Origin of the sequence: Cryobacterium sinapicolor, assembly GCF_004403465.1 — a bacterium.
Taxonomy (GTDB): Bacteria; Actinomycetota; Actinomycetes; order Actinomycetales; family Microbacteriaceae; genus Cryobacterium; species Cryobacterium sinapicolor.
Window position 1 is genome coordinate 16,955 of sequence record NZ_SOGQ01000095.1, and the last position, 22,045, is coordinate 38,999.

The following is a 22,045-nucleotide window of genomic DNA, read 5'->3' on the forward strand; positions in this document are numbered from 1 at the left end:
CCGCCGAACCATTCAGCCGCTCCTCAAAGGTACTCCGGTTCATCGATTTTTCCCGTCACGAGGACGGTGGGTTGCAGGCTGAGAGCGCTTCCTGCCTCTGCAGGCCCGGAGGATGCAATCAATTAGCGCGAGTATCTAAATGCCGGGTCCAATACCGATCAGGTATGCAGGTTACTGATCTCACAGCGACTTCGAACGCACTACAACTGAGCGACCTCTCACGGGACATCTAAACCTCCTTCACGGCAAAAAAACTGGGGCCTGTCTCCCGACGTAGCTGTGGGCGGAGTGACCCCGGGCTGCTCCCCAAGGTTCGCTTTTGTTTATCGCGGATCAGTTGTTGGTCACGAGGCCAGTTGCAGAATCGAAGGTTAAGCCGGCACCGTAGGAGTCGTCGGTGATGCGGATCCGCTTTGCGTGCAAAAGTGAAAGAGGAGCTCGGTCTCGAGGTCGACATTGTCGCCGTGTTCGATAGCTATGGTGGCGTCGACTTGACGAACGACTATCCGAACGGTGACGTTGTGAGAGTTTGCTGCAGACATAGATGGCATCCGGATGATGCGCGAGCCGACCTTTTCGAGTTGGTAGGTCTCTACGTGGACCCGCAGGCCTGGAACCGAGGAATCGGCAGCCGACTCTATGAAGCCTTCGAGGCCAAATGGCTGGCCACTGATTCCGCAACTGCCGTCCTCGAGGTGTGGAGCGAGAACGACCGTTTCATGCCAGGTCGCGCAGTCGCGCCGCGATGCTGTTGTCGTGCCCGGCTCGACGCTCATAGGTGACGGCGATGATGAGCAGCACGGCGCCGACGACGGCCAGCGTGATCCACCACGGCACCGATTCGATGCCGCGGCCGATCTGCACCACGAACACGAAAATGTTCTCGATGGGCAGTACGAAAATGCCCAGCAGGAAAGGAGCCGCGAGTTTCAAGCTAGAGCCGACGAGAATGGCGACGAGCGCGATCGCGATCACGAGGATGGCCCGCCAGGTCTGAGGGTCGGTGAAGGTCGCGAGGATCGAGGCCAAGAACATCACGCCGAGTCCGGGGGCGAGCAGCGGCCACGAGCCGTGCCAGCGGGCGGGCCAGCTGCCGAGCGTGCCACGCTTGATGTCCGCTGTATCCGATTGCCTTCCGCGTATGGCGGCAACACCGGCTAAGAGCAAGAAGAGGCCCAGGGGCAGCGAGAACCACTCGACCCGCAAGTCACGCGGGCTCCAAGCCACGATCGCAGTGACGAACGCGAGCGTGAAGAGGAGCCACACGGGAGGCAGGCTCGTCCGGCCGTTTCGCATCCGCACCGCGATAAGGACCATGGCGGCGAGGTAGGTGACCATGAGCGACCACATCAGCCAGATCGTGAACCAGTCTCGTTCGATCGCCGTCCAAGTCGCCAGCCCGACGTACAGGGTGGCGGGGGCATACAGCCAGCGAGCAGACAGACGACCGAAAGACGACCATCGGATGCGCGCCGCGTGAGGTACCGCGGCATGGGAAAGGATGGCCCCCGCCGCAACGGCAGCTGGCACGGCACCGGCCAGGCCGATCCCGAGGCACAGAACGACCAACGGTATCGCCCCGGTCGCGACGATGTCGGCACCGACGCCGAATCGCACGCCTTGGATCGCCCCGGCCGCACCCGCCACGATCGCGACCCCGTAGGTCGGCTTGCAGAGTGTGCGCAGCCAATCTGCACGCGGCGACGTGCCCCGGTGGAGCAGCAGGCCGAGCCCGAGCAGCGCCCACGCCGCAGCGACCAGCCCGTAGCCGCGCCACGCTGCCCCGCCGATTTCACCTGCCTCCGACACCGCCAGCACCACCAGGGTCGGCACGATGGCAACGAGGAGCCCGCAGGTATACAGCGGCACGCCCTGTGCGCCGCGCGCGGTGAGGAGCAGGCCGATGGTCGCCGCTGCGAGGCTCGGCGGAAGCAGATACGGCTCAAGCAGGCTGATACCGGCCAGAGCCCACACACACCACAGGGCTCCCGTTAGGCAGGCAGCCGCGGTCCACCACCCGTAGCGGCGCTTCGCCCAGAACGATGTCGCCGCTCCGCCGAGGGCGAGAATGATGAGCACGAGGAATGTCGTCGGCAAGCCAGCCGCCACCCGGATGAGCGCCAGCCCGACGGCGATTGCGCCGGTGAGCATGGCAGACGCCTCGATGGCGATCCGCGCGACCGTGGCGCCCCGTTCGCCGACGCCACGTCGCAGGAGGGCCGAGCGAATCACCCCCGTGCTCGGGAGCGCGAGAGCGACAATCGCCGCGATGACCGGCAAAGTCAGAGGAGAGGCGCTGCCCCTGAGCACCTCGGCGCCGAGACATACGACGACGACGGCCAGGGACGGAATGAGCAGGCCGGCGGCGATTGCGCGAAGCAGGATGCCGAGTCCGAGCCGGCGGGAGACGAGGAGGGTCATCGCAAGCAGGAACATGATGCCAGTTGAGAGAGCAGTCCAGCCGCTGCGTTCGAAGACCACCTGGATCACGCCGATCACAAAGGGCACGGACGTCACGACCAGGATCGAGTACCAGGCTGCGGGTTTCACTTGCGGAAGAGCGGTCGCGACGATGGCGCCGATCAGCCCGATCGACGTGGTTAGGCACATGAGCGCGATCGTGCCCATGCCGAGCTGTCCGAGCGCTGTCGCCACGACCACGAGAGCGTAGGCGTAGCCGACAGCGACGTGGAGAAAACGAGTCCCGGCGGGCACGGTTCGCGCGAGCGCGATGATGGCCGTGACCACTGCGATGCCCGCCCACGCCGCGAGGCGATCGTCGGTCCACGAAATGATGCCCGCGAGAAGCACAGCCAGATGAGCCGCGACAATCAGGGGAAGGCGCAAGCGGAGGGAAGCCGCCCGGAGGCTCGGGACGAGAATGAGCGCAGCACTCGTGGATACCGCGAGTCCCAGGGCGATCCCGATTTGAGCCCAGGGTAAGAGGCCGGGGGTGCAGACGAGCACGAGCCCAGCGAGCGACGCCAGCCAGATGGCGAGGGCCGCCACCCCGTTCGCGCGGTGCGCCTGGGCAATGTCCCGGTGCAGGGTGATTGCGGCGAAGGCCCCGAAGCCAAAGGCACCAGCGGCGAGGCCGAGCACGACCGCGAGCACGCCGCCAGTATCGATCACTGAGGAGACGAGATCGGAACCGCTGACGGAACCAAGCACCTTCGCGGCGCCGATCATCAGCGCCACGAGCACCGTCGCTAGGACGCTCACCACGGCCATCCCGAACGCGCCGCCGGTGTACCGTCGCCGCTCGATCGTCGCCGGGGTCGGCGCCAGGGCGCCCAGGACGATGAGTCCTGCGGCGCCCGCGACAGCGCTGAAAGCGAAATACCAATGCTCGGCGCCATACGCTCCGAGGTCGAGGGCGAATGGCAGCCCGGTGAATGCGGCCACGCCGGCAGCCCCGGCGACGAAGCTCCAGAGACCGCGTGCGAGGTTCCGGGTGGCGAGGCCAGCGAGCACCGCAATCGCGGCAAGGACGGCGCATATCCCGAGCCAGTATCCCGTGGTGCTGTCGGCCTCGATCAGTCTCGCCTGGGCGAGCACGATTGCGACGGAAACGATCTGCACCACCGTCAGCGTCACCTGCTCCGCCCGAAGGCGCCCGTCGAATCTCCTTGCCGTGGCGCGGACGAGTGCGACGAGTGCGAGAGCGACGAATCCCGTGCCGAGGTGTCCGATGACCGCCGACAACACGGTGCCGCCCGCGTACCCGAGCATCGCGGGCACCACGGCGAGGCCGAGCAGGGAGATCCAGAGCCAGGTCCGGATATGCGCCACCCGCGACAGCGCCACCATGACCGAGCCGCTGGCGAGTGTGCCGACCGCAGTGACCACCCACGGGCTAAAGCCGCTCGGGGTCAGTTCGGAAAGCGCGTACACGTCGAGGGCGACGAACAACATGCCAAGCGCACCGACAGCCTCGGCCGAGAACTGCAGCCTGCGCCGGGCGAGCAGCCAGGCGCCGCCCAGGAACAAGAGGGTGATGACGCCGACGATCACGCTGCGCAGCACACGATCGCTGAGGTCGGGGTTGAAGAAGGTGAATACGATCGCCGAGATCGCGAACAGCCCAGCGCCCGCGACCGCCAGCACCGACTGAACTGTGACGCTCGAGCGCGGATCCGCGACAGCTGGGCTGGCTGCGGCGGGCGCAACAAGGGCTGCGGATGCTGGCGACGGTTCGGTCGCACTTGCTGCAGACGGCTCGGCGAGCACGCGCGGCACACGTTCGAGCACCGACTGCCGCGCTAGCAGTGCGGTGGCCGCCTCCCGGGAGGCGGTCCAAAGTTCGAGGCCGATTTTCCCGTTCAGGTCGACGCCGCAATCACGGCAGCGCCTGTTCTGCAGGGCGTCGACCCCGCAGGACGGGCAGGACGCATCGTCCAGAAGACGTGCGACGGCGAGGTCGCTCCACTGGCTCGTCATTCGGGCAGGCGTGTTCACGAGGCTTCCGTCGCATCGCTCGTTCGCGGCGGGTTGTGCGGATCCGAGGCATCTGGCCCTGAGCCGTCCGGAACCCAGATGAGGATATCGCCCGGCTGGCACTCAAGTACGCGGCAGATCGCGTCGAGGGTCGAGAAGCGCACCGCTTTGGCCCGGCCGTTCTTGAGCACAGATACGTTCACCGGGGTGATGTCGATCGCGGCCGCGAAGTCAGCGACGGACATCTTCTTCTTGGCGAGTTCGACGTCGAGGTTGATGACGATGGGCATCAGACCACCTCCGACAGGTCCTGCTGCAGTTGTCGCGCGTTGCGCAGGAGTCCGCGGAGCACCAGGATCAGCAGCGCGAGTCCCGCGCCGACGACAACGCCGAGTGCGCACAGCAGCATCACCGATGGGGAGGCGACATTCGCCGATGCGAGGGTGGCCATCGACACGGCGATGAGGAGGGTCGATAGGACGATGGCGCCAAGGATGACGTCGACCCATACGAACGCGTCGTCGCTGAAGATGACGGACGTGCGTACCATCGACAGGAGCCGCCACACGCACAAGAGCACGACTTGCACGCAGAGTAGGAAGAGCACGGCAACGATGATGCCCGGCGTCTGAAGATAGCGGAGGTCTGCGTAGATCTCGGCAGACTGCCGCGCCACCCCCGGGACCATGAATAGCTGGCAGGCCAGGAGAAGGACGATCATCGCGACGATGAGGGCCTTCAATGAGACGATGGTTGCCTTGTGCATGTGATTCCTATCGATAATCAGTACACTACTATCGACAAACGATACATCGCGCCAGCGTATAACGGAAGCCACGGCAGCATGCGGCTTCACCGCATGCTGAAAGCACAAAGACCGCTCGGCCGGGACCGTGGCTGATTCTTGGGGCTAGGAACAGGGACTCCCGGGCGTGACGCTGACCACATTCTGAGACGAACCGTGGACGCGCCATACTACGAGCACCTCGGCTTACGTGCTTTCTTGACACGTGACTGGGGCCGGGCGATAAGCGTTCGAATGGATAGAGAACCTGCGCGAGGGCTCGAGGCCTGGCCGCACGTGGCGATGATCCGAACCATGAACAAAACCAGAACGGCAGAAGCTGACGTTCACGGATAATCGCCAGCAAGGCGTTCCGCTAACAACCCTTTAGGTTGGAGGAATGGATGAAGAGGTTCTGGCTGGCGGAAACTCGAGTGTGGTTGTGCGGGTGGGCGATACCGTTCGCCGCCCCGCGGGACCTTGGACTCCCGCGGTCCATCAATTTCTGACCACACTCCGCGCGGCGGGAGTGACGGAAGTACCTGAGCCCTTCGGCCTGGACGAGCAGGGCCGAGGAGTGCTCTCCTACCTTCCGGGAGTCGTCGGCAACTACCCGTTGCCCAGCTGGATCTGGTCGCCGACGATCCTGCATGAGGCTGGGTCCTTGCTCCGACGGGTACATGACGCGAGCGCACCCCTCGCGCACGCGGCCGCTGAATGGCAGTTGCCTGCACACGAACCAATACAGGTGGTGTGCCTGAACGACGTCGCACCGTACAACATGGTTTTCCAAGACGGGCACATCACGGGTCTCATCGACGTTGACATGGCCTCCCCCGGGCCACGGATTTGGGACCTCGCCTACCTCGCATATCGACTCGTCCCGCTCGGCGAGTACTCAGACCCTGACGCGCCAGGACGAGATGCTCGCCCGGGCCGGCTCGATGCGCTCATCCGTTCCTACGGCTATGTGTTTGACCAGGCTGCCGTTCTTCGGGCAGCAGCGGACCGCATGGAGGATCTGGCCGTTTTCACGGATCAACGGGCCGCCGACACTGGCCGCATAGATTTCCTGGAGCATGCCGCACTGTACCGCCGCGACCGCGACCGACTTATCGACATGATCGCAAGCCTGCAGGCCCCGTGAACGCGGATATCCAGGTAGTTTCTACACGGCCACTATCCCCTGGGCGGCGGTTCATGCCCTGAAGCGGCGTTCAGGCCCAAGGCGGGGAAACCGAGGCGCCGCCACGCAATGCCACCTGGAGGTTCAAATCGTCACCGGCCTGGAGCTGGCGACTCGTGAGCGGGTTGAGGAAGCCGAGGTCGTCGTCTGTGATGCCGAAGCGTTCGGCGATGTCGTTGAGCGTGTCGTCGGCGACCGCCCGGTAGGAGAGCGGGGCACCATCGGCTGAAGCGGTGGCACCGCCGGCTCCGAACCGGGCGCCGGTGTCGACGGCGAGCAGCCCGGGGCGGCTGTCCGGCAGGTCCCAGGTGATCGTGCCGACCGCCCCGGGAGTGAGCACGCAGCCGTCAGGAGCCGACGTGAGCTCGGCCGTGCCGATGACACCGTCGGGGATGACGACGTCGACCGCGCCGTCGGGCGGGGCCGACGCATCAGTGTGGACGGCCGTGTCGACCGGTGGTGTCTGGGTTGTCGGGGGCGAGCAGGCCACCAGCCCTAGCACCAGAGCGATGCTCACCAGAACGGATGTCGTCAGTCGTGGCATCAGGTCCCCTCCCCGCCGCGCCCAGTATGGCAGTCGGCCGCATCGCCGGTCCCGCCGCGGGCCCGAGGGACGAGATGGCTCGACCGACGTCGCCACCGGACGCACCGGTCGCTATGAACCCTCCCGTTGGCGGTTGGGCTTGCGGGCGAAGCAGGGGGACTTTTCAGTCGCCTGAATTGCCCGGATGCCGCGGGCCGATGAGCAGATCGCTGAGCTCTCGATGCTTTGCGGTCGACGAGCACATGGTGAGGGGCAACGGCCAGCACCACGTTTGCATATGGGCTGAGTATGGTTGCTCGCAATGTCGATTGGTTCTTTGGGCTGCTGACGCCCGTCCAGTGGGATGCGTGGCGCACCTAGCTCGCGACCGATGGGGGGCTCACCGCGCTGCTCATCAAAGTCCTCCGGTGCAACGCCTAAATGAGGTCGGGTCCATCCGCTTCCGAGATCAGACGCAAATCGCGACCTTTCCACGGGCGTGCTCGTCGACGAAGTACCGCATGGCAGCGGGCACCTCGGCAAGCCCATAGATGCGATCGATTGCGGGGGTCACCCGCCCGGCCTCAATCAGGTTGCGTAGCTCGTTCAGCGTTTTCGTGCTGCCGTTCTGGGTGAATGGTTTGAGTTTCTGGTCAATGAATGGCGATACGGCAACGGCTTTGAGGATGCGCCCCATAGGCCCGACCACGCGTCCGCCTGCGCCACTGGAGAGCACGAGGACTCCCTTGGAAGTGAGTGCGCTGCGCAATTCGGTCAGCGTGTGGTTCCCGATCAGATCAAAGATGACGTCGTGCTGAGCGGTTCCACGGGTGAAGTCCTCGCGTCCGTAATCGACGACGTGGTCGGCACCGAGTGATTGCACGAGCGCAGCATTGGCGGCGCTGCTCACGGCGGTGACCTCGGCGCCGAGCGCCTTCGCGATCTGCACAGCAAAAGTCCCCACTCCCCCGGATGCCCCATTGACCAGCACCCGCTGACCGGGGGTCACCGCACCGGCATCGCGCAAGCCGACCAAAGCTGTCATCCCGGACAGAGGCACCGCGGCGGCTTGCTCGAAGGTCAAATTGACCGGCTTTCGCGCCAGAAGCGAGGCGGGTGCGGCGACGTACTCCGCAAAGGTTCCTGAACTGAGCTCTCCGTAGACCTCGTCGCCCTGGCGGAAAGCCGTGACATTGGTGCCGACTGACTCGACGACGCCCGCGACATCCTTGCCCCGCGTCATCGCTTTCGGTCTTCGAATGCCGAAGGCCAATCGCGCGACAAGCGGCATGCCCGACATGTGAATCCAGTCGGCATGGTTGAGGCTCGCGGCCACCACGCGGACGAGAACGTCGTTGTGGCCAACGACCGGATGGTCGATGTCTTCCACTTTGAGCACTTCTACGTCGCCGTATTCCCGCTGAACTATTGCCTTCAAGATGTGCCTCCTAGTTCGGCTGCACGGTACCGCATACCGGTAACGTCTTTCGACGCTGCCCACAGCCGGGCGGCGGTGACGTCACCGGTGGCCGGGCCGTAGCGGTGCCCAAGCACGGCTGGCCTTTTGTGGGACAGGGGACGGTCATGCCCGAGCCGTTACGGCTGCGGTCGTGCCAAAGCCCCGCACAATGAGCCAAATGGCGAAGAACAGCTCGAACAGGCCACCCGGAACGGTGGAAACGAGGCCGGCACCCACTACGCCGGCGAGTTCGAGAAAGCACCCGCCCGCGAATAACGCGTAGCCAATAAATCCCCACACGGCCAGGAACCGTGGCACGAGGCGTGAGCGGTAGAGCGCAATGCAGAACAGCAGGCTACCGACGCCAAGGCCCGCCATCGCAATGTTGTATGCAAGAAAGTTGGTGCCGCCCATGCCGGCGAGTAGCGCGACCGCGCCGACCGCCAAAAAACCACCCTCGAAGATCCGGGTGGCGAGGTAGCTGGCCGCGATTCCTGGAGCGTGTGGCCGAAGGACAGGAAGCATGACAGCTCCGATCGCGATCACGGCCACCGAGTTCAACACCATGAGCACCACTCCTGCGGTGAGGAGCCCGCCGGGGGAAGCGGTCGTCGCGATAGCGCTTCCAGTGCCGTAAAGAAAAAAGGCGGCAAGCATCAGCGCGCCGACGGTGCGGGCAATTGTGCGTGGATTACTCATACGTTTCTCATCTCCAGTCGTCGCACCATACGGTGTATGGTGAATAGTGCGAAAGTACCATACGGCGTATGGTGGTGTCTATGGCGAAGCTTGAAGATAGAACACCGGTCACCCGTGAGCGAGCGATCAGGGTCGCCATGGCGCTGGCCGATGCCGACGGGATCGAGTCGCTCAGCATGCGCAAGCTGGCCGCCGCACTCGACATAACGGCCATGTCGCTCTACTACCATTTGAAGGACAAGGAAGATCTTCTCGACGGGATGCTCGACATCGTGCACTCCGAATTCGCGACGCCGAGTGCTGGGGACGAGTGGCGGGCGGCCATGCGGAAGCGGGCGGGGTCGACGCGCAGTGTCCTGGCACAGCATCCCTGGGCCATCAGCATGAAGGCCCGAACATCCCCTGGGCCGGCGACCCTCGGTCACCTCGATTCAGTCATCGGCTGCTTAACGGCTGCGGGCTTCTCGATGGCCATGACGGGCCACGCCATGTCGATCCTGGACAGTTACGTGCTGGGCTTCGCCCAGCAGGAGGCCTCGCTGCCGCTCGACCCGTCCGGCGACATCGGCGACGCGACCGAAGCCATTATGGCGCAGCAGGAAGCCATGGCCGACTCCTTCAAAAACCTCGCCGCGATGGCAGTATCGCTGATCCTGCAGCCCGGATACGCCTTAGGTAACGAATTTGACTTCGGTCTCGAACTGATTCTCGACGGTCTCGAAGTAGCCCTTCTCAGCGACTCCGTTTCTCTTAGTCAGTGACGTTCGGCCGGACAAGGCCAAACACCTTCCATCGGATGAGACCGGCGGACCACCGCTACGGACCTAACCGTCCCGCGACGGTCCACGTACTGCCCGAGAGGACAAATCACCCAGCATTCGAGACAATTCGACGCGCGTGAATACAGACAAAGCAGCCTGAGCGGCGTCGTTGAACATGAATTCGCAGCCACGAAGAGCCGCAAGATCCGCTGTAACCAGAAATCGCTCCTGAGAAGTCTGAGGAGCGATTTCCTTTTGCTTCGACCGGACCGTTTCGTGAAGAGTTTCGCGAACGGCCCTTGGTGGGCTGACAGGATTTAAACCTGCGACCCCTTGAAGGTACAAGCCTTAATTCAGTCATTGCTGAATGTCTCCGAAAACCCTCGGATCTCCTTGTGTTTACAGGGAACCGGTGATTTGAGCACCGAATCGAGGGGCCATTCTCAGGTACACGGCGGTCAGAATGCGCAGGAGCCGTGCGCGATCAGAGCGACATCTCCCTCGACCATCGCAGGCAGCACCCGCGTGAGCACCCGCGACGCGCGGGCGGCGACCTCCTCGACCGTCTCGCCGGGCGCCTCACCGCGAATCACGCCGTGGGTGAATGCGCTCCAGTTGTAGCCGAGTTCGCTGCGGATGTCCCACGTCGTACGCCCCTCGTACCCGCCGTAGTCCCACTCAACGAGAAACGGATCGACCTCCGCTTGAAGGCCAGCGAGCACTCCGTCTCCCCATGGCGCAAGAGAACCAGCTTCCCCGACGGGTCATCCGGAGCGGGGTGGCTGGGCAGCGGCTCGCTCGTGAACATACGGCAACAGTAGTATCGCGCCGCGGTTCTCATGGAAGTCATTAATTGCTGCAGAGGCCAGTGTTCACCCCTGCGACACGGCGGGGCCGATTACCCTCGGCCCTCGCGAGGCAGACTCCCCCGCACCAGTCGATGCGCTGCTGGACCGCTCAGTTGGAGCGAGCCGATGCCCTCCAATTCGGCCGGGTGACCTACGAGATGATGGAGTCGGCGTGGCAGCATCCGTGAGCGCCACCTCCTATTGCAGTGCAGTCACCCACCCAATGAAACGGGCTGGGCTCGCGTAGTGGATGACGCCGTCGCGGTACCGGTACGCGGAGTCGAACTCCGGTGTCGGCCGGCTGACCGACCACGGGCCGGTCTCGGTGTACCCGTCAGCTAGAAGCTGAGCTCTCAGAACATCCCAAGCCGGCATATCCCGGGTCCAGTTCGCGTACCGAACGGTCAGGTCCGTCTGCGGTTTCGTCCACTCGCAGCGCAGGCCGTCAGCTCCGACCACTGAGTCCAGTTCACCGCCGGGGCCGTCATCACGAAAAGTGAGTCCGTCCGTCGCCATTTTCGAATTCAGGTCAGCGGTGAAAGCGTTGTCGCATGTATCGGTTTCAGGGATCAGCGTCGGGGTCGGAGTCGGAGTCGGAGTCGGAGTCGGAGTCGGAGTCGGAGTCGGAGTCGGAGTCGGAGTCGGAGTTATTGTTACGGTCATCGTCGGCGCAGAAACCGGTCCACCAGATTCCGGTACCGACCCAGAACATCCGATCATCGCCACCGCCAAACAAGCCGCCGCCAGAACCGCACTCGCCCCTCGAAACCCCCTGATACGCATAGCCACAACCTACTCGTTCCGGCCCGCAGCGATTTCTATAGGCCGTCGTTCCGTAACTGGCGCTATGACTCCCCCGCCAGTTCGGGGTGACGGATATGGTCGCGGAACGTCCAGGGTAAACAGGCGAAACGACCTGCTTGGTGCCCTCGATTTCAACCTGCAAGCAGTAGGTCAACGCTTTTTTGCCCCCGATGCCCGGTACGGACGTGAGTCGTTTCATCCAGACCGCGACCTGGCGTTCGTCGAGGTCGTCCACGTGCCCTGCCTGGAATTGATAACGATTGACGATAATAACGCTGAGCGTTATGCTAATGGTGTGATCCAGACGTTCGCAGAAAAAGACACTGAGCCTGTCTGGCAGCGGGTCCATGTGCGCAGGTTTGGCCCCGACTTGCAGCGAATCGCGAATCGAAAGTTACTGATACTCGACGCCGCTGAAACCATCAATGACCTGCGCGTTCCACCGGGCAACCGCCTCGAACAGCTGCAGGGCAACCGAAAAGGCCAACACAGCATCCGAGTCGACGACCAATGGCGCATCTGCTTCACGTGGACACCCGCTGGGCCAATAGATGTCGAAATCACCGACTATCACTGAGGAGATATTGTGACTGCCGCACACGAGCCCATTCACCCCGGCGAGATTCTTCTCGAAGAATTCCTCACTCCGCTTGGCATCAGCCAATACCGTCTTGCCCAGGCAATCGCCGTGCCCCCGCGCCGCATCAACGAGATCGTTCACGGTAAGCGAGGTATCAGCCCGGACACCGCCCTTCGGCTGTCACGAGCACTCGACACAACGGATCGATTTTGGATGAACCTCCAGACCCGATACGACCTTGACGTGCAATCTGCTGCTCACGCGGGAGAGCTCAACCAGATCCGGTCACTCCTGAGCGCCTAGCGAGGCCGATGCGCCCGTTGAGGGTTCCCAAACACCACTCCCCCGAGACTTCGGAATCTTCGTGACTTGGCGCTGAATCTGCGTCCGTCGAGGTCCGTCTTGCGGACCAACAAAGGCGGTCGCCGTGGAGCCGGGGGCGAGTTGTAGGGTGGTGCCGAGCCCGCCCATCGCTGATTCAGAAAGCTAGCGTGTAGGAGTCCCTGCAATCGTGGCTCGGCGAAGGGAGTGGTCATGGCCGGCCGGTTCGTTTACTGGATGAATGTCTCGCTTGATCTCTTCATCGAGCGCGAGGTGGGTGAGCACGGTGACATCGGAGGGCCCAGTTGGATCCGCCTGGGCGAGCCGCTGCATCGCGAATTCAACGCTCGCGCGCGGGCGCTGGCGATGATGGTTCAGGGCCGCAAAGTCTTCGAGATGATGGATCCGTTCTGGCCGAACGCGCGCACAGACGAATCCCTTCCGGGCTTCCTGCGCGCGTACGGCGAGATCTGGACGGACAAACCCAAGGTGCTCGTCTCGCGCACGCGCACCACGGCCGAACACAACACGCGCATCATCGGCGACGACAACGCGATCGAACAGCTCGCCGTGCTGCGACAGGAGACGGATGGAGAAATCGGCATCGGTGGCGCGAACCTCGCCACCCAGCTGATGCGGGCTCACCTGCTCGACGAGCTCTTGCTGTTCACACACCCTGTCGTGCTCGGAGCCGGCCGGCCGCTCTTCGACGCTCTCGACCAGCCTCTCGAGCTCGACCTCTTGGAACAGGATTCGTTCGACCAAGGAGTGACGATGCACCGGTACGCGGTGCGCGGGGCACGTTAGGGGTCACTTTGTGGGCCCTGACGGCGATCAGCAGCCGGACAGTGCCGTGGAGACGATCACGCCGAACGGCGTGGTGGGCATCCCGCTCGTTCAGCCACTTTGCGTCCCACCCATGCTTCAGTGCGACTCGTTCTGCGGCGGCAGCGACGGAATCGTCCGAGCCGGGGCGGACGTGAAGGACATCCAGGTCTTGCGTGGTCCCCCGATCGAAGTAGCACAGGGCGAGTGCCCGCACCGCCCACGAGCCGGATGCCGGCCACCTCACCCGAATTACGAAGCTCGGCGACGAGATCACGGAGGCCGATGATGATCGCGTTGCGGTCCAGCGCGGTGCCGAACATCAGACGCTCGCGAAGGTATCTGCCCAGGCAAGAACGCCGCGTTCGGCGAACTCTTTCGGCACGTCATCACGTTCGGGCGCGGGGTCGGCCGGGTCGACCCGGAACACAATTGGTTCAGTCAGTGCGCGCTCGGGGTTGTTGACCCATCCAGGCAGCGGGATGTTCTCTTGATTGAGCCGCCATGCCACGAGAGCCGCGATGGCGGCATCCCACATAAGATCGCCGGTGGGTTCCGGCTCCGTCAGCCCAAGGATTCCTCGAACGAGTCCGCGTTCGGCGGTGAGATTATCGTTCAACTGAAGCAAAGCCCGGAGCGCGCGGTCTGCATCCTTCGCTCGAAGATACTCTCTGATCGCCTCTGCCGCGCTGGCAGCGTCATCACGACGCGTGGGAGCGGCATACAGGCGGTGTCCGGCGCCGGCGAGCAGCCGATCGACCGTACTGTAGGCCGCATCCCGTCCACGCTCATGATGGGAGACGCTGGCCTGGTCAATGCCGGTTAGCTCTGCGAGTCTCGCCTGAGTGAGGTGTTTGCTCCGGCGAGCGGCGCGGACGAGAGTAGATGAGGCTGCCACAATCGTTTCCGTCTTATATCCAATATGACTCGTACATCATATTTTAGCGCGTGCTCGATGCAACCCGTGCCTGAAAGCCGTCCAGAACCGTTCGCCGGGTTCTCTCGACCGCGGCAGCCGCGTCGGGCCCCCCAGTCCGCTGGACGTCCCACGCCACGAGAACCGGGTCGGCCGTCCAGCCGGACACCATTGACGTCCACGCCCTGGCGGTCGACCAGATCGTGGGGTCCGCCGGAACGACGTATTCGAGGGTGGCGCTCTCCGGCGTGGTCTCGGAGAAGCCGAGTCGAGCCAGATCCAGACCTGTCCGTGCGTAAACAACCGCACGGCGGGCCACCCGCCACGGGGCGACCAGATCAGCGGCCGGGTCCCCCGACACGATGACGTCCAGCTTGGCGGCAGCATCCCGAAGCGTCTGCGCCTGACGCACGATGGCGTCCAGACTCAACCAGTAACTGGAAATGCCCTGCGGCCCCGGATACTCCGCCAGGAATCGGTCCCACAGGGTCTCCGGCCGCGCTGCCCGCCAGCCGCCCTCGTCGCGAACCACAGCAGTATCGAGTGCGCGGAGACCGTTGGAAACGGTCACCTGGGACACGCCGCACTCTGCGGCGAGGTCCATCTGAGTTCTCGGTCGTGACGTGCGGAGGAGCACCCGGAGCAGGGCGAATCGACCCCACGCGACACGCCCCCGTCCTGTCCCAGGTCCGCGGTCGGAGGAGAGCGCCCCTCGCAGCGTGTCGTCTTCCCTCTTGCCCACAAGAATGACAACCCCGTCCTCCAGCGACACGACCGCAATCCCTGAGTCAGCTAGGGCGGCCTCGGCCAGTCCTACACTCGCTTTCGGGACCACGTAGAGAAAGATGTCGGGGGCAGGGCCCCGTGAACGGCCGGATTCAACATCGCGTTGGATGTCCCAGCGAGAGGGGGGTGAACGGCGCACGTGCACGCGGGCAATGATGCGGCTGCCGGACAGAGTGAGGGTCACGGTGTCCGCGTCCAAGACCAGGACGTTCACGCCCAGCGCGGTGAGGAGGTTGAGGCCCTCCGAGGCAGTCACTGCTCTCATGGCTCTGGTCGGCTTCCTATAAGGTGAAGTTCAATACACGACTATAACTTATAGCCCCAGGAATCACTACAGGTTATAGAGTCGCGAGCAACACAACGGACGCGCCACCGCGCGTCACCTCGGCAGCCGCGTCGCAAAGCTCGGGCAACTCGCCATCTAAACTGGTCGTTTGCCCACGGAAGGACCCTCAATGAGCATGGAAGGCGCGGCCTGGAGCTCGCTGTACAAGATCTCTACCGCCAGGGACGGCAAGCACGGCATCTCCCGTGAGTCCGTGCGGCGGATCATGACGTTCGCGGTGCCCTACCGGTCCAAGCTGCTGATCTTCATCGCCCTCTCCATCGTGGGAGCTTTCCTCGCGGTCGCGACGCCGGTACTCGCCGGCCAGGTGGTCGACGTCATCGTCGCCCAGGGCGAGGTCACCACGATCGTTTGGATCGCCGTCGTCATCGCCCTCGTGGCCGTGGCCGACGCCGCCGTGTCACTCGTGACGCGCTGGTACTCGGCGCGGATCGGCGAAGGCGTGATCCTGGACCTCCGCACCTCCGTCTTCAACCACGTGCAGAAGATGCCGATCGCGTTCTTCACCCGCACGCGGACGGGCGCCCTCGTGAGCCGCCTCAACAACGATGTGATCGGCGCCCAGCAGGCCTTCAGCGGTACGCTGTCCGGCGTGGTCACGAACCTCGTGGCGCTGACCCTCACCCTGATCGTCATGCTCAGCACGTCCTGGCTCGTGACGGTTCTCGCCATGATCATGCTCCCCATCTTCCTGGTACCCGCGCGCCGCATGGGCAGCCGCCTCGCTGCGCTGCGCCGCGAGGCCGCCGATCACAATTCCGCCATGAGCACGCAGATGACCGAGCGCTTCTCAGCGCCCGGCGCCACCCTCGTCAAGCTGTTCGGCCGGCCCGACGAGGAGGCCGAGGAGTTCCGCGTCCGCGCCGCCCGCGTCCGCGACATCGGGGTCCGGACCGCGATGCTGCAGTTCGTCTTCTTCACCGCACTGATGCTCGTCTCCGCTCTCGCCCTCGCGCTCGTGTATGGGCTCGGCGGCTCCCTCGCCCTCGACGGCCAGCTGAACACCGGAGACGTGGTCACCCTGGCGCTCCTCCTCACCCGCCTCTACGCGCCGCTCACCAGCCTCGCAAACGCACGGGTAGAGATCATGAGCGCGGTGGTCAGCTTCGAGCGCGTCTTCGAGGTGCTGGACCTCGACCCGCTCATCAAAGAGAAGCCCGACGCCGTCGCCGTCCCCGAAGGCCCAGTGGCCGTCGAGTTCGACAACGTCCGCTTCGCCTACCCGTCCGCGGACAAAGTCTCCCTCGCCTCTCTCGAGGAGGTTTCCACGCTGGACACCCGCGGCGGCGAGGAGGTGCTGCACGGCGTGTCCTTCAGGATCGAGCCGGGGCAGACCGTTGCCCTCGTTGGTACGTCCGGTGCCGGCAAGTCCACAATTGCGCAGCTCCTCTCGCGCCTGTATGACGTCGACAGCGGCGCCGTGCGCCTCGCGGGGACGGATGTCCGCGATGTCACTTTCGTCTCCATGCGGCACAGCCTGGGCATGGTGACGCAGGACGGCCACCTGTTCCACGAGACCATCCTCTCCAATCTGCGCCTCGCGAGGCCGGAGGCGTCCGACGACGAGGTGTGGGACGCCGTCCGCCGCGCGCGGCTCGAGCCGCTCATCCGGTCCCTGCCGGACCAGCTGGACACCATGGTGGGAGAGCGTGGCTACCGGCTGTCCGGGGGTGAGCGCCAGCGGATGACCATCGCGAGGCTCCTCCTCGCCCAGCCGCGCGTCGTCATCCTCGACGAGGCGACGGCGGCGCTGGATTCGACGTCTGAGGCCGCCGTGCAGGCGGCGCTCAGCGAGGCGCTCAAGGGACGGACGGCGATGGTGATCGCACACCGCCTCTCCACCATCCGCAACGCGGACCTGATCCTCGTGGTTGAGGACGGCTCGATCGTGGAGCGCGGTACGCACGAGGAACTGCTGGCTGTGGGTGGGCGGTACGAAGAATTGCACCGGACCCAGTTCGCACTGCAGAAGGATGTTGCGGCCGATGAGGAAGCGCTGAGCCGGACCTAGTCGCTGAGCTCGGTGCCCCTCCCCCGAGCGCCTCGGACAGTCGCCTCATCACGTTTCGTTTAATGGGAACTGATGACGACTGGCCTGACAGTACGCTTGGGTCACCAGGCCCCAGAGGCGCTGAGGCGCTGAGGAGGCACCATGGTCAAGCCATCTCGATCAATCACCACGGCCATGCCGTCAGATCTCGCTATCTCGCGCGCTGCGGCCCGTCGCCCGCTCGAAGAGGTTGCAGCCGACATGGGCATCGGTCCACACCTGCTGGAACCGTACGGAAGTGCGGCGTCGAAGATCTCCCTCGATGCGATCGATGAGCTCCGTGACCGTCCACGGGCCAAGTATGTCGTCGTCACCGCAATCACGCCGACTCCACTCGGGTCGGGCAAGACGACCACCGCGGTCGGGCTCGGTCAGGGCTTCCGGCACATCGACAAGCTCGGGATCGTCGCGATACGGCAGCCGTCGATGGGGCCGACGTTCGGCATCAAGGGCGGAGCCGCTGGTGGCGGCTACGCTCAGGTGGTCCCGATGGAGGCACTGAACCTGCACCTGACCGGCGACACCCACGCCGTTACCGCGGCCCATAATCTACTGTCGGCGATGATCGGCAACCACATCCACAAGGGAAACGGTCTCGGGTTCGACCCCCATGAGATCACCTGGCGACGTGTCCTCGACGTCAACGATCGCGAGCTGCGCACCATCATCACCGGGCTCGGCGGTCCTGACGACGGCAACCCGTTCCAATCCGGTTTCGACATCTCCGCAGCCAGCGAGGTGATGGCGTTGTTGTCGCTGTGCACGTCGTTGCGGGATCTCCGTGAACGGATGGGAGGAATCGTCGTCGGCTACAACCGCGGCGGCGAACCGGTGACCGCCGAGATGCTCAAGGCGGCCGGCGCCATGACCGCGATACTCACGGACGCCATCAAGCCGAACCTGATGCAGACCGTGGAGCAGACGCCAGTGCTCGTCCACAGTGGTCCGTTCGGGAACATCGCCACCGGTAACTCCTCGGTGCTCGCCGACCTGATCGGCATCCATGCCGGCGACTACCTCATCACCGAGGCGGGGTTCGGTGCAGACATCGGCGCGGAAAAGTTCTTTAATATCAAGTGCCGTGCCTCCGGGCTGGCGCCGGATGCCGCCGTCATCGTCGCGACCGTGCGTGACCTGAAAACTCACTCGAACAAGTACCGGGTCGTCGCCGGCCTACCGCTGCCACCGGAGATGCTCGCCGAGAATCCCGACGACGTCATCGCCGGGGCAGCGAACCTGCGCCGGCAGATCGCCAACATTCGACGGCACGGAGTGACGCCGGTCATTGCGGTGAACGCATTTCCCACCGACTACGACAGTGAGCATCAAGCGATCATGGACGTCGCGGCAGAGGAAGGTGTGCGCGCGGCGATCAGCTACCACTTCACCGAAGGCGGCAGGGGTGCGGTCGAGCTGGCCGAGGCGGTTGCGGAGGCCTGCGCTGAACCGTCGAGCTTCCACCGGCTCTACCCCGACGAACTTCCCTTGGTCGACAAGATTGATGTGATCGCGCGCGAGATGTACGGCGCCGACGGCTTGGACCTCTCGCCTCTGGCAGCTCGGCAACTCGACAAGTACGAGCGGGCAGGCTTCGGCAGCCTGCCGGTGTGCATCGCCAAGACACACCTGTCCCTGACGGCCGACCCCAAAATCAAGGGAGCACCCACCGGGTGGCGACTGCCGGTGCGTGAGGTGCGTGCGTCGATCGGGGCCGGGTTCATCTATCCCATCTGCGGCGACATGCGCACCATGCCTGGTCTCTCGTCCACACCGGCAGCCGAACGCATCGACATCGACGACAACGGCGAGATCGTCGGGTTGTCCTGATCGTCGGGTTGTCCTGATCGGCGGACCCGGCCAGGCACGGCGGGCTTCTCGATGAAGCCTTCCCCGCTCACGAACTCGAAGGCTGTCACGCCGCCGTTGCTCACAAGACCATCATCTCTGACGCCGTCTGCCGGAATGCCGCAGCGCCTAACACGGAATCTTGGTGTACCGGCGCCCCTTGTCGTCGATTGACGTGCCGTTAGGACCATTGGCTCGACACCCCGTGTACTTATCGGCGCTCCCCGAGGACGGCGGGGGCTCACCGGAGCGGGGGCAGAGGCAGCTCGCTCCTCTGCCGCAACGCGCGCATCGTCCGCCGCCTGAGCGTCAGCCGCCGCTTGGGCTGCGGCAGCAGCTGGAGCTATCGCTCCATCTGGCAGCAGCCTGCGATTCCTCGTCGTCGGTGAATAGCTCCAAAAGCGTCGCTTCCGATCAGGCGCTCGCTGGTCGGCGCCCCGTGAGTCACCAGAATGCTGAGCCACGCATCGCTTGGCGTGACCGAGCTGGTCGACGTCGAACGCCGACGCCATGCAACCCGCGCTTCTGTTCGGTTGGTCCGGCCGGCCTGTCCGACCACCTGAGCCAGCCCTCGTTGTGATGCTCATGTCGGCCCGGCCGCTCCCGGCCAGCCACGCGCCGGCCACCTTCTTAGGCGTTCAGCGCGACGCTCAGCCGCGCGATTCCCCCGTCGTTTCCGTGTTCTCGAAGCTCATTTTCACTCCATCGCGGCCTGGATGCGTCGGTCAAGATCATCCAGCTCGGCCAGCGCCTCTGACGCAGCCCACACGCGGTTCCTTTTGCGACCGGTGATTTCCTGGATGTACCCGGCTCGAGTGAGCTGGTCGATCGCCCGGTACGCCTGGGAAGCAACGGAGCCGGACCGTGCCTCGATCTCGGCTGCACTCATCACTGGGTGGTCATAGAACGCCTGAATCAGTGCGGCGGCCGCGGATCCGGCACGAGGGCGCAGCTCTGCTGCCCAAGCATCGGGCATCGCCTTCAGACGAGCGATGGTGCCGCGAGAGCAGTCGGCAGCAGCACGCGCTGAGTGCGCGAACAAGCCAATTAGCAGCGCGGGGTCGCCGCGGCGGTAGGCGCCGAGCGATGCGAAGTAGTCGTCGCGGCGGGCGAGAAGACCACTGGCCAGAGGCACAACGGCGTTACGGGTGACGCCGCGGCGACGCAGCACAGCGGATACCAGCGCACGTCCGATGCGACCGTTGCCGTCGGTGAAGGCGTGGATGGACTCGAACTGGGCGTGGCCGATTGCGGCCTGCACCATCACTGGAACGTCGTCGCGGTTGAGGTACGCCACCAGGTCTGTCATCAGCTCAGCAACTCGCGCAGGCGCCGGCGGCACGTGGAGGGCATCCCGGGGTGAGTAATCGCTTCCGCCGATCCAGTTCTGCATGTCCCGCAGACGACCTGCGTAGCTACCCTCGGCGGGGTCATCCGCCATCAGTGCGCGGTGTGCGCTCGTAATGTGCTCCAGCTCGAAATGGCCGTGCTGCTCAACGGTGGTGATGAGTTCATGAAGCGCAGCCGAGGCGGCGACCATGCTCATCGCAGAGGCATTGCCCCGGTTGCCTGCAACCGCTTGGGCGTAGTCCAGCGCCGATGCAGAGATGCGCTCGATCTTCGAGGAGGCCACAGATTCCGAACGCACCATGAAACGGCTCAGTGCCGCGGAATGGCCTTCCGCGTCAGTGTCAGCCTGCGCGACGGCAAGGAGGGCTTTCTCGGTTTGCAGCAACACTGCCAGAGGCGGCATGTAGTCGAGCGTCTCGATCAGTGGCGGGATTGTCGCGTCGACGGAACTCAGCACTCGGTCTTCACGCGTGCCGCCACGTACCTGCTGACGCCAGGGCAGAGTCTCAACCCCGTGTGGAGGCCAAACGGTGTTGGTGATCGCAGCGTTCATAACCACAACTTTATCGCGCCTTGATGGTCTTTGTTACTACTTAACACGAATTAGCGCACGAACAGTGGTGATTACCTCCTTCAGCGCCTGGCGGAGGGGTACTTCCGAGCAGGTGTGTCGCGCGCAGCCCGCGGCCGCTTCACCGTTCTCGAGCCAAGCTTCCACGACCTCGCACGCACCAACTACGACGTCGACCGAAACCGCCGCTCAGTTGCAGGCACCGAACGGGATGCTCTAGCCGCCCTGAAGGCAGTTCTGCTCGAGGCGGAGCACGCCCGCGTCGGCTCTGCTGTGCTCGGAATGTGAGGCCAACGATGGCAGAATCCCTGGTCGACTGGGCGGCCGGCGACCAGAGTGCCTCATTCGGCGAAGACGAACTCGAGGGGCCACTCTCGGCTGAGCCGCCGCATCCGATCAATTGGAATCTCCTCAACGCAGACGACGCCGAAACAGAGTGGATCGAACTCAACCGGTGGGTGAACTGGATACGACGGACCTACGGGCTCCCGGCATCCGTCGTGCCACCCTTCTGGCACCGCCGCCCGCAACTCCATTGAATCCCTCAACGCCCAAGTCAGAGCCGGCGGAACCGAAGACATCGAATCCGCGGGACGACGCCGGGTGCGCGGACTCGGAGCTGCCCAGATAATCGTGACGATGCTGCTGACAAACTTCAACCTCCGCAAGATCGCAGCGTTCATCAGCGACAAGATCAAAGCCGACGCGAAGAGCGAGTCCCGTGGCGAACCCGCGGTCGCTCTGGTGCGACGCCGAGATCGCGAATGGCACAACCCCTACACGGACACCTACCCGCCCGGAGTTCTCCGCCCAGACAAAACGAAACCACCAGGCTCAGTCGACGGGACCGGGTCACGTCCCGCTGAGTGGTGGAGTTTCTCAACACCGTGCGGGTCAGCTGTTTTAGTTTAGGCGGCGGCGAGTTCGGGGAGGATCACCGCCTCGTCGATGACC

At 64.4% G+C, this 22,045-nt stretch carries 20 protein-coding genes and 1 pseudogene; 10 read left to right on the forward strand and 11 right to left on the reverse strand.

Going from position 1 to position 22,045, the window contains the following annotated elements; translation table 11 throughout:
• Positions 1-521: 521 nt before the first annotated feature.
• Positions 522-782 carry a GNAT family N-acetyltransferase gene (locus E3T28_RS17840; RefSeq protein WP_420898280.1) on the forward strand — a complete coding sequence of 87 codons (261 nt, stop codon included), beginning with the start codon at positions 522-524 and terminating at the stop codon, positions 780-782.
• On the opposite strand, the gene E3T28_RS16565 is transcribed toward E3T28_RS17840, so the two are convergent.
• From E3T28_RS16565 to E3T28_RS16575, 3 genes are read right to left on the reverse strand one after another with little or no spacing between them, the layout of a single operon-like run.
• On the reverse strand, positions 718-4,440 hold the full coding sequence (locus E3T28_RS16565) for an SCO7613 C-terminal domain-containing membrane protein (protein WP_134433365.1): 3,723 nt from the start codon (positions 4,438-4,440) through the stop codon (positions 718-720). The genes E3T28_RS17840 and E3T28_RS16565 overlap by 65 nt on opposite strands.
• 14 nt (positions 4,441-4,454) lie before the next feature.
• Complete coding sequence (locus tag E3T28_RS16570; RefSeq protein WP_134433367.1) at positions 4,455-4,727, reverse strand: helix-turn-helix domain-containing protein; 273 nt, start codon at positions 4,725-4,727, stop codon at positions 4,455-4,457.
• Positions 4,727-5,203, reverse strand: coding sequence for a DUF2975 domain-containing protein (locus E3T28_RS16575; RefSeq protein ID WP_134433369.1), 477 nt, complete (start codon positions 5,201-5,203; stop codon positions 4,727-4,729). The genes E3T28_RS16570 and E3T28_RS16575 overlap by 1 nt, the downstream gene beginning before the upstream one ends.
• Positions 5,204-5,750: 547 nt before the next feature.
• On the opposite strand from E3T28_RS16575, the gene E3T28_RS16580 reads away from it, so the two are divergent.
• Complete coding sequence (locus E3T28_RS16580) at positions 5,751-6,368, forward strand: phosphotransferase (protein ID WP_241979416.1); 618 nt, start codon at positions 5,751-5,753, stop codon at positions 6,366-6,368.
• A gap of 70 nt (positions 6,369-6,438) precedes the next feature.
• Here E3T28_RS16580 and E3T28_RS16585 read toward each other — a convergent pair whose 3' ends face one another.
• The 3 genes from E3T28_RS16585 to E3T28_RS16595 all read right to left on the reverse strand — a co-directional run bounded on the left by E3T28_RS16585 (position 6,439) and on the right by E3T28_RS16595 (position 9,088).
• A complete protein-coding gene (locus E3T28_RS16585) occupies positions 6,439-6,951 on the reverse strand; it encodes a LysM peptidoglycan-binding domain-containing protein (RefSeq protein WP_134433373.1) in 513 nt (170 codons plus the stop codon).
• Between the two features lie 448 nt (positions 6,952-7,399).
• Positions 7,400-8,368, reverse strand: a complete 969-nt coding sequence (locus E3T28_RS16590; protein WP_134433375.1) for an NAD(P)-dependent alcohol dehydrogenase — start codon at positions 8,366-8,368, stop codon at positions 7,400-7,402.
• A 144-nt stretch (positions 8,369-8,512) separates the two neighbouring features.
• Entirely contained in the window at positions 8,513-9,088 is a 576-nt protein-coding gene (locus E3T28_RS16595; RefSeq protein WP_134433377.1) for a DUF4386 domain-containing protein, read from the reverse strand.
• Between the two features lie 80 nt (positions 9,089-9,168).
• Here E3T28_RS16595 and E3T28_RS16600 point away from each other — a divergent pair, with 80 nt between their 5' ends.
• On the forward strand, positions 9,169-9,849 hold the full coding sequence (locus E3T28_RS16600) for a TetR/AcrR family transcriptional regulator C-terminal domain-containing protein (RefSeq protein ID WP_198417222.1): 681 nt from the start codon (positions 9,169-9,171) through the stop codon (positions 9,847-9,849).
• A 458-nt stretch (positions 9,850-10,307) separates the two neighbouring features.
• Here the strand turns inward: E3T28_RS16600 and E3T28_RS16605 are convergent, their stop codons facing one another.
• Both E3T28_RS16605 and E3T28_RS17115 read right to left on the reverse strand, forming a co-directional pair.
• Entirely contained in the window at positions 10,308-10,571 is a 264-nt protein-coding gene (locus E3T28_RS16605; RefSeq protein ID WP_198417223.1) for a histidine phosphatase family protein, read from the reverse strand.
• Between the two features lie 688 nt (positions 10,572-11,259).
• Positions 11,260-11,850, reverse strand: coding sequence for a hypothetical protein (locus E3T28_RS17115; protein ID WP_166787076.1), 591 nt, complete (start codon positions 11,848-11,850; stop codon positions 11,260-11,262).
• Here E3T28_RS17115 and E3T28_RS16620 point away from each other — a divergent pair, their 5' ends adjacent.
• The 3 genes from E3T28_RS16620 (at position 11,851) to E3T28_RS16630 (ending at position 13,209) form a co-directional block, all read left to right on the forward strand.
• Positions 11,851-12,078 carry a type II toxin-antitoxin system RelE/ParE family toxin gene (locus tag E3T28_RS16620; protein WP_277613378.1) on the forward strand — a complete coding sequence of 76 codons (228 nt, stop codon included), beginning with the start codon at positions 11,851-11,853 and terminating at the stop codon, positions 12,076-12,078.
• A gap of 9 nt (positions 12,079-12,087) precedes the next feature.
• A complete protein-coding gene (locus tag E3T28_RS16625; RefSeq protein ID WP_370260412.1) occupies positions 12,088-12,384 on the forward strand; it encodes a HigA family addiction module antitoxin in 297 nt (98 codons plus the stop codon).
• Positions 12,385-12,615: 231 nt separating this feature from the next.
• Positions 12,616-13,209, forward strand: coding sequence for a dihydrofolate reductase family protein (locus E3T28_RS16630; protein WP_134433385.1), 594 nt, complete (start codon positions 12,616-12,618; stop codon positions 13,207-13,209).
• 340 nt (positions 13,210-13,549) lie between these two features.
• Here E3T28_RS16630 and E3T28_RS16635 read toward each other — a convergent pair whose 3' ends face one another.
• Complete coding sequence (locus E3T28_RS16635; RefSeq protein ID WP_198417224.1) at positions 13,550-14,125, reverse strand: helix-turn-helix domain-containing protein; 576 nt, start codon at positions 14,123-14,125, stop codon at positions 13,550-13,552.
• Between the two features lie 43 nt (positions 14,126-14,168).
• On the reverse strand, positions 14,169-15,194 hold the full coding sequence (locus E3T28_RS16640) for a hypothetical protein (RefSeq protein WP_134433389.1): 1,026 nt from the start codon (positions 15,192-15,194) through the stop codon (positions 14,169-14,171).
• Between the two features lie 190 nt (positions 15,195-15,384).
• Between E3T28_RS16640 and E3T28_RS16645 the strand changes: the two genes are divergently transcribed.
• Together E3T28_RS16645 and E3T28_RS16650 are read left to right on the forward strand one after the other, a co-directional pair.
• Positions 15,385-17,286 (forward strand): ABC transporter ATP-binding protein, encoded by a 1,902-nt coding sequence (locus tag E3T28_RS16645; protein ID WP_134433391.1) that lies wholly within the window; start codon positions 15,385-15,387, stop codon positions 17,284-17,286.
• A gap of 141 nt (positions 17,287-17,427) precedes the next feature.
• Positions 17,428-19,152 carry a formate--tetrahydrofolate ligase gene (locus E3T28_RS16650; RefSeq protein ID WP_198417225.1) on the forward strand — a complete coding sequence of 575 codons (1,725 nt, stop codon included), beginning with the start codon at positions 17,428-17,430 and terminating at the stop codon, positions 19,150-19,152.
• A gap of 715 nt (positions 19,153-19,867) precedes the next feature.
• Here E3T28_RS16650 and E3T28_RS16655 read toward each other — a convergent pair.
• A complete protein-coding gene (locus tag E3T28_RS16655; protein ID WP_134433393.1) occupies positions 19,868-21,073 on the reverse strand; it encodes a Fic family protein in 1,206 nt (401 codons plus the stop codon).
• Between the two features lie 114 nt (positions 21,074-21,187).
• Here E3T28_RS16655 and E3T28_RS16660 point away from each other — a divergent pair, with 114 nt between their 5' ends.
• Both E3T28_RS16660 and E3T28_RS16665 read left to right on the forward strand, forming a co-directional pair.
• Positions 21,188-21,379, forward strand: a complete 192-nt coding sequence (locus E3T28_RS16660) for a hypothetical protein (RefSeq protein ID WP_134433395.1) — start codon at positions 21,188-21,190, stop codon at positions 21,377-21,379.
• Between the two features lie 8 nt (positions 21,380-21,387).
• Positions 21,388-21,624: pseudogene (locus E3T28_RS16665) on the forward strand (hypothetical protein); the annotation flags it as partial.
• Between the last annotated feature and the right edge of the window lie 421 nt (positions 21,625-22,045).

Coding starts and splice junctions, on each gene's coding strand:
- E3T28_RS16565 (WP_134433365.1), bottom strand. CDS start 4,440: ATGACGAGCCAGTGGAGCGACCTCGCCGTCGCACGTCTTCTGGACGAT.
- E3T28_RS16570 (WP_134433367.1), bottom strand. CDS start 4,727: ATGCCCATCGTCATCAACCTCGACGTCGAACTCGCCAAGAAGAAGATG.
- E3T28_RS16575 (WP_134433369.1), bottom strand. CDS start 5,203: ATGCACAAGGCAACCATCGTCTCATTGAAGGCCCTCATCGTCGCGATG.
- E3T28_RS16585 (WP_134433373.1), bottom strand. CDS start 6,951: ATGCCACGACTGACGACATCCGTTCTGGTGAGCATCGCTCTGGTGCTA.
- E3T28_RS16595 (WP_134433377.1), bottom strand. CDS start 9,088: ATGAGTAATCCACGCACAATTGCCCGCACCGTCGGCGCGCTGATGCTT.
- E3T28_RS16600 (WP_198417222.1), top strand. CDS start 9,169: ATGGCGAAGCTTGAAGATAGAACACCGGTCACCCGTGAGCGAGCGATC.
- E3T28_RS17115 (WP_166787076.1), bottom strand. CDS start 11,850: ATGGACCCGCTGCCAGACAGGCTCAGTGTCTTTTTCTGCGAACGTCTG.
- E3T28_RS16630 (WP_134433385.1), top strand. CDS start 12,616: ATGGCCGGCCGGTTCGTTTACTGGATGAATGTCTCGCTTGATCTCTTC.
- E3T28_RS16640 (WP_134433389.1), bottom strand. CDS start 15,194: ATGAGAGCAGTGACTGCCTCGGAGGGCCTCAACCTCCTCACCGCGCTG.
- E3T28_RS16645 (WP_134433391.1), top strand. CDS start 15,385: ATGAGCATGGAAGGCGCGGCCTGGAGCTCGCTGTACAAGATCTCTACC.
- E3T28_RS16650 (WP_198417225.1), top strand. CDS start 17,428: ATGGTCAAGCCATCTCGATCAATCACCACGGCCATGCCGTCAGATCTC.
- E3T28_RS16655 (WP_134433393.1), bottom strand. CDS start 21,073: ATGAACGCTGCGATCACCAACACCGTTTGGCCTCCACACGGGGTTGAG.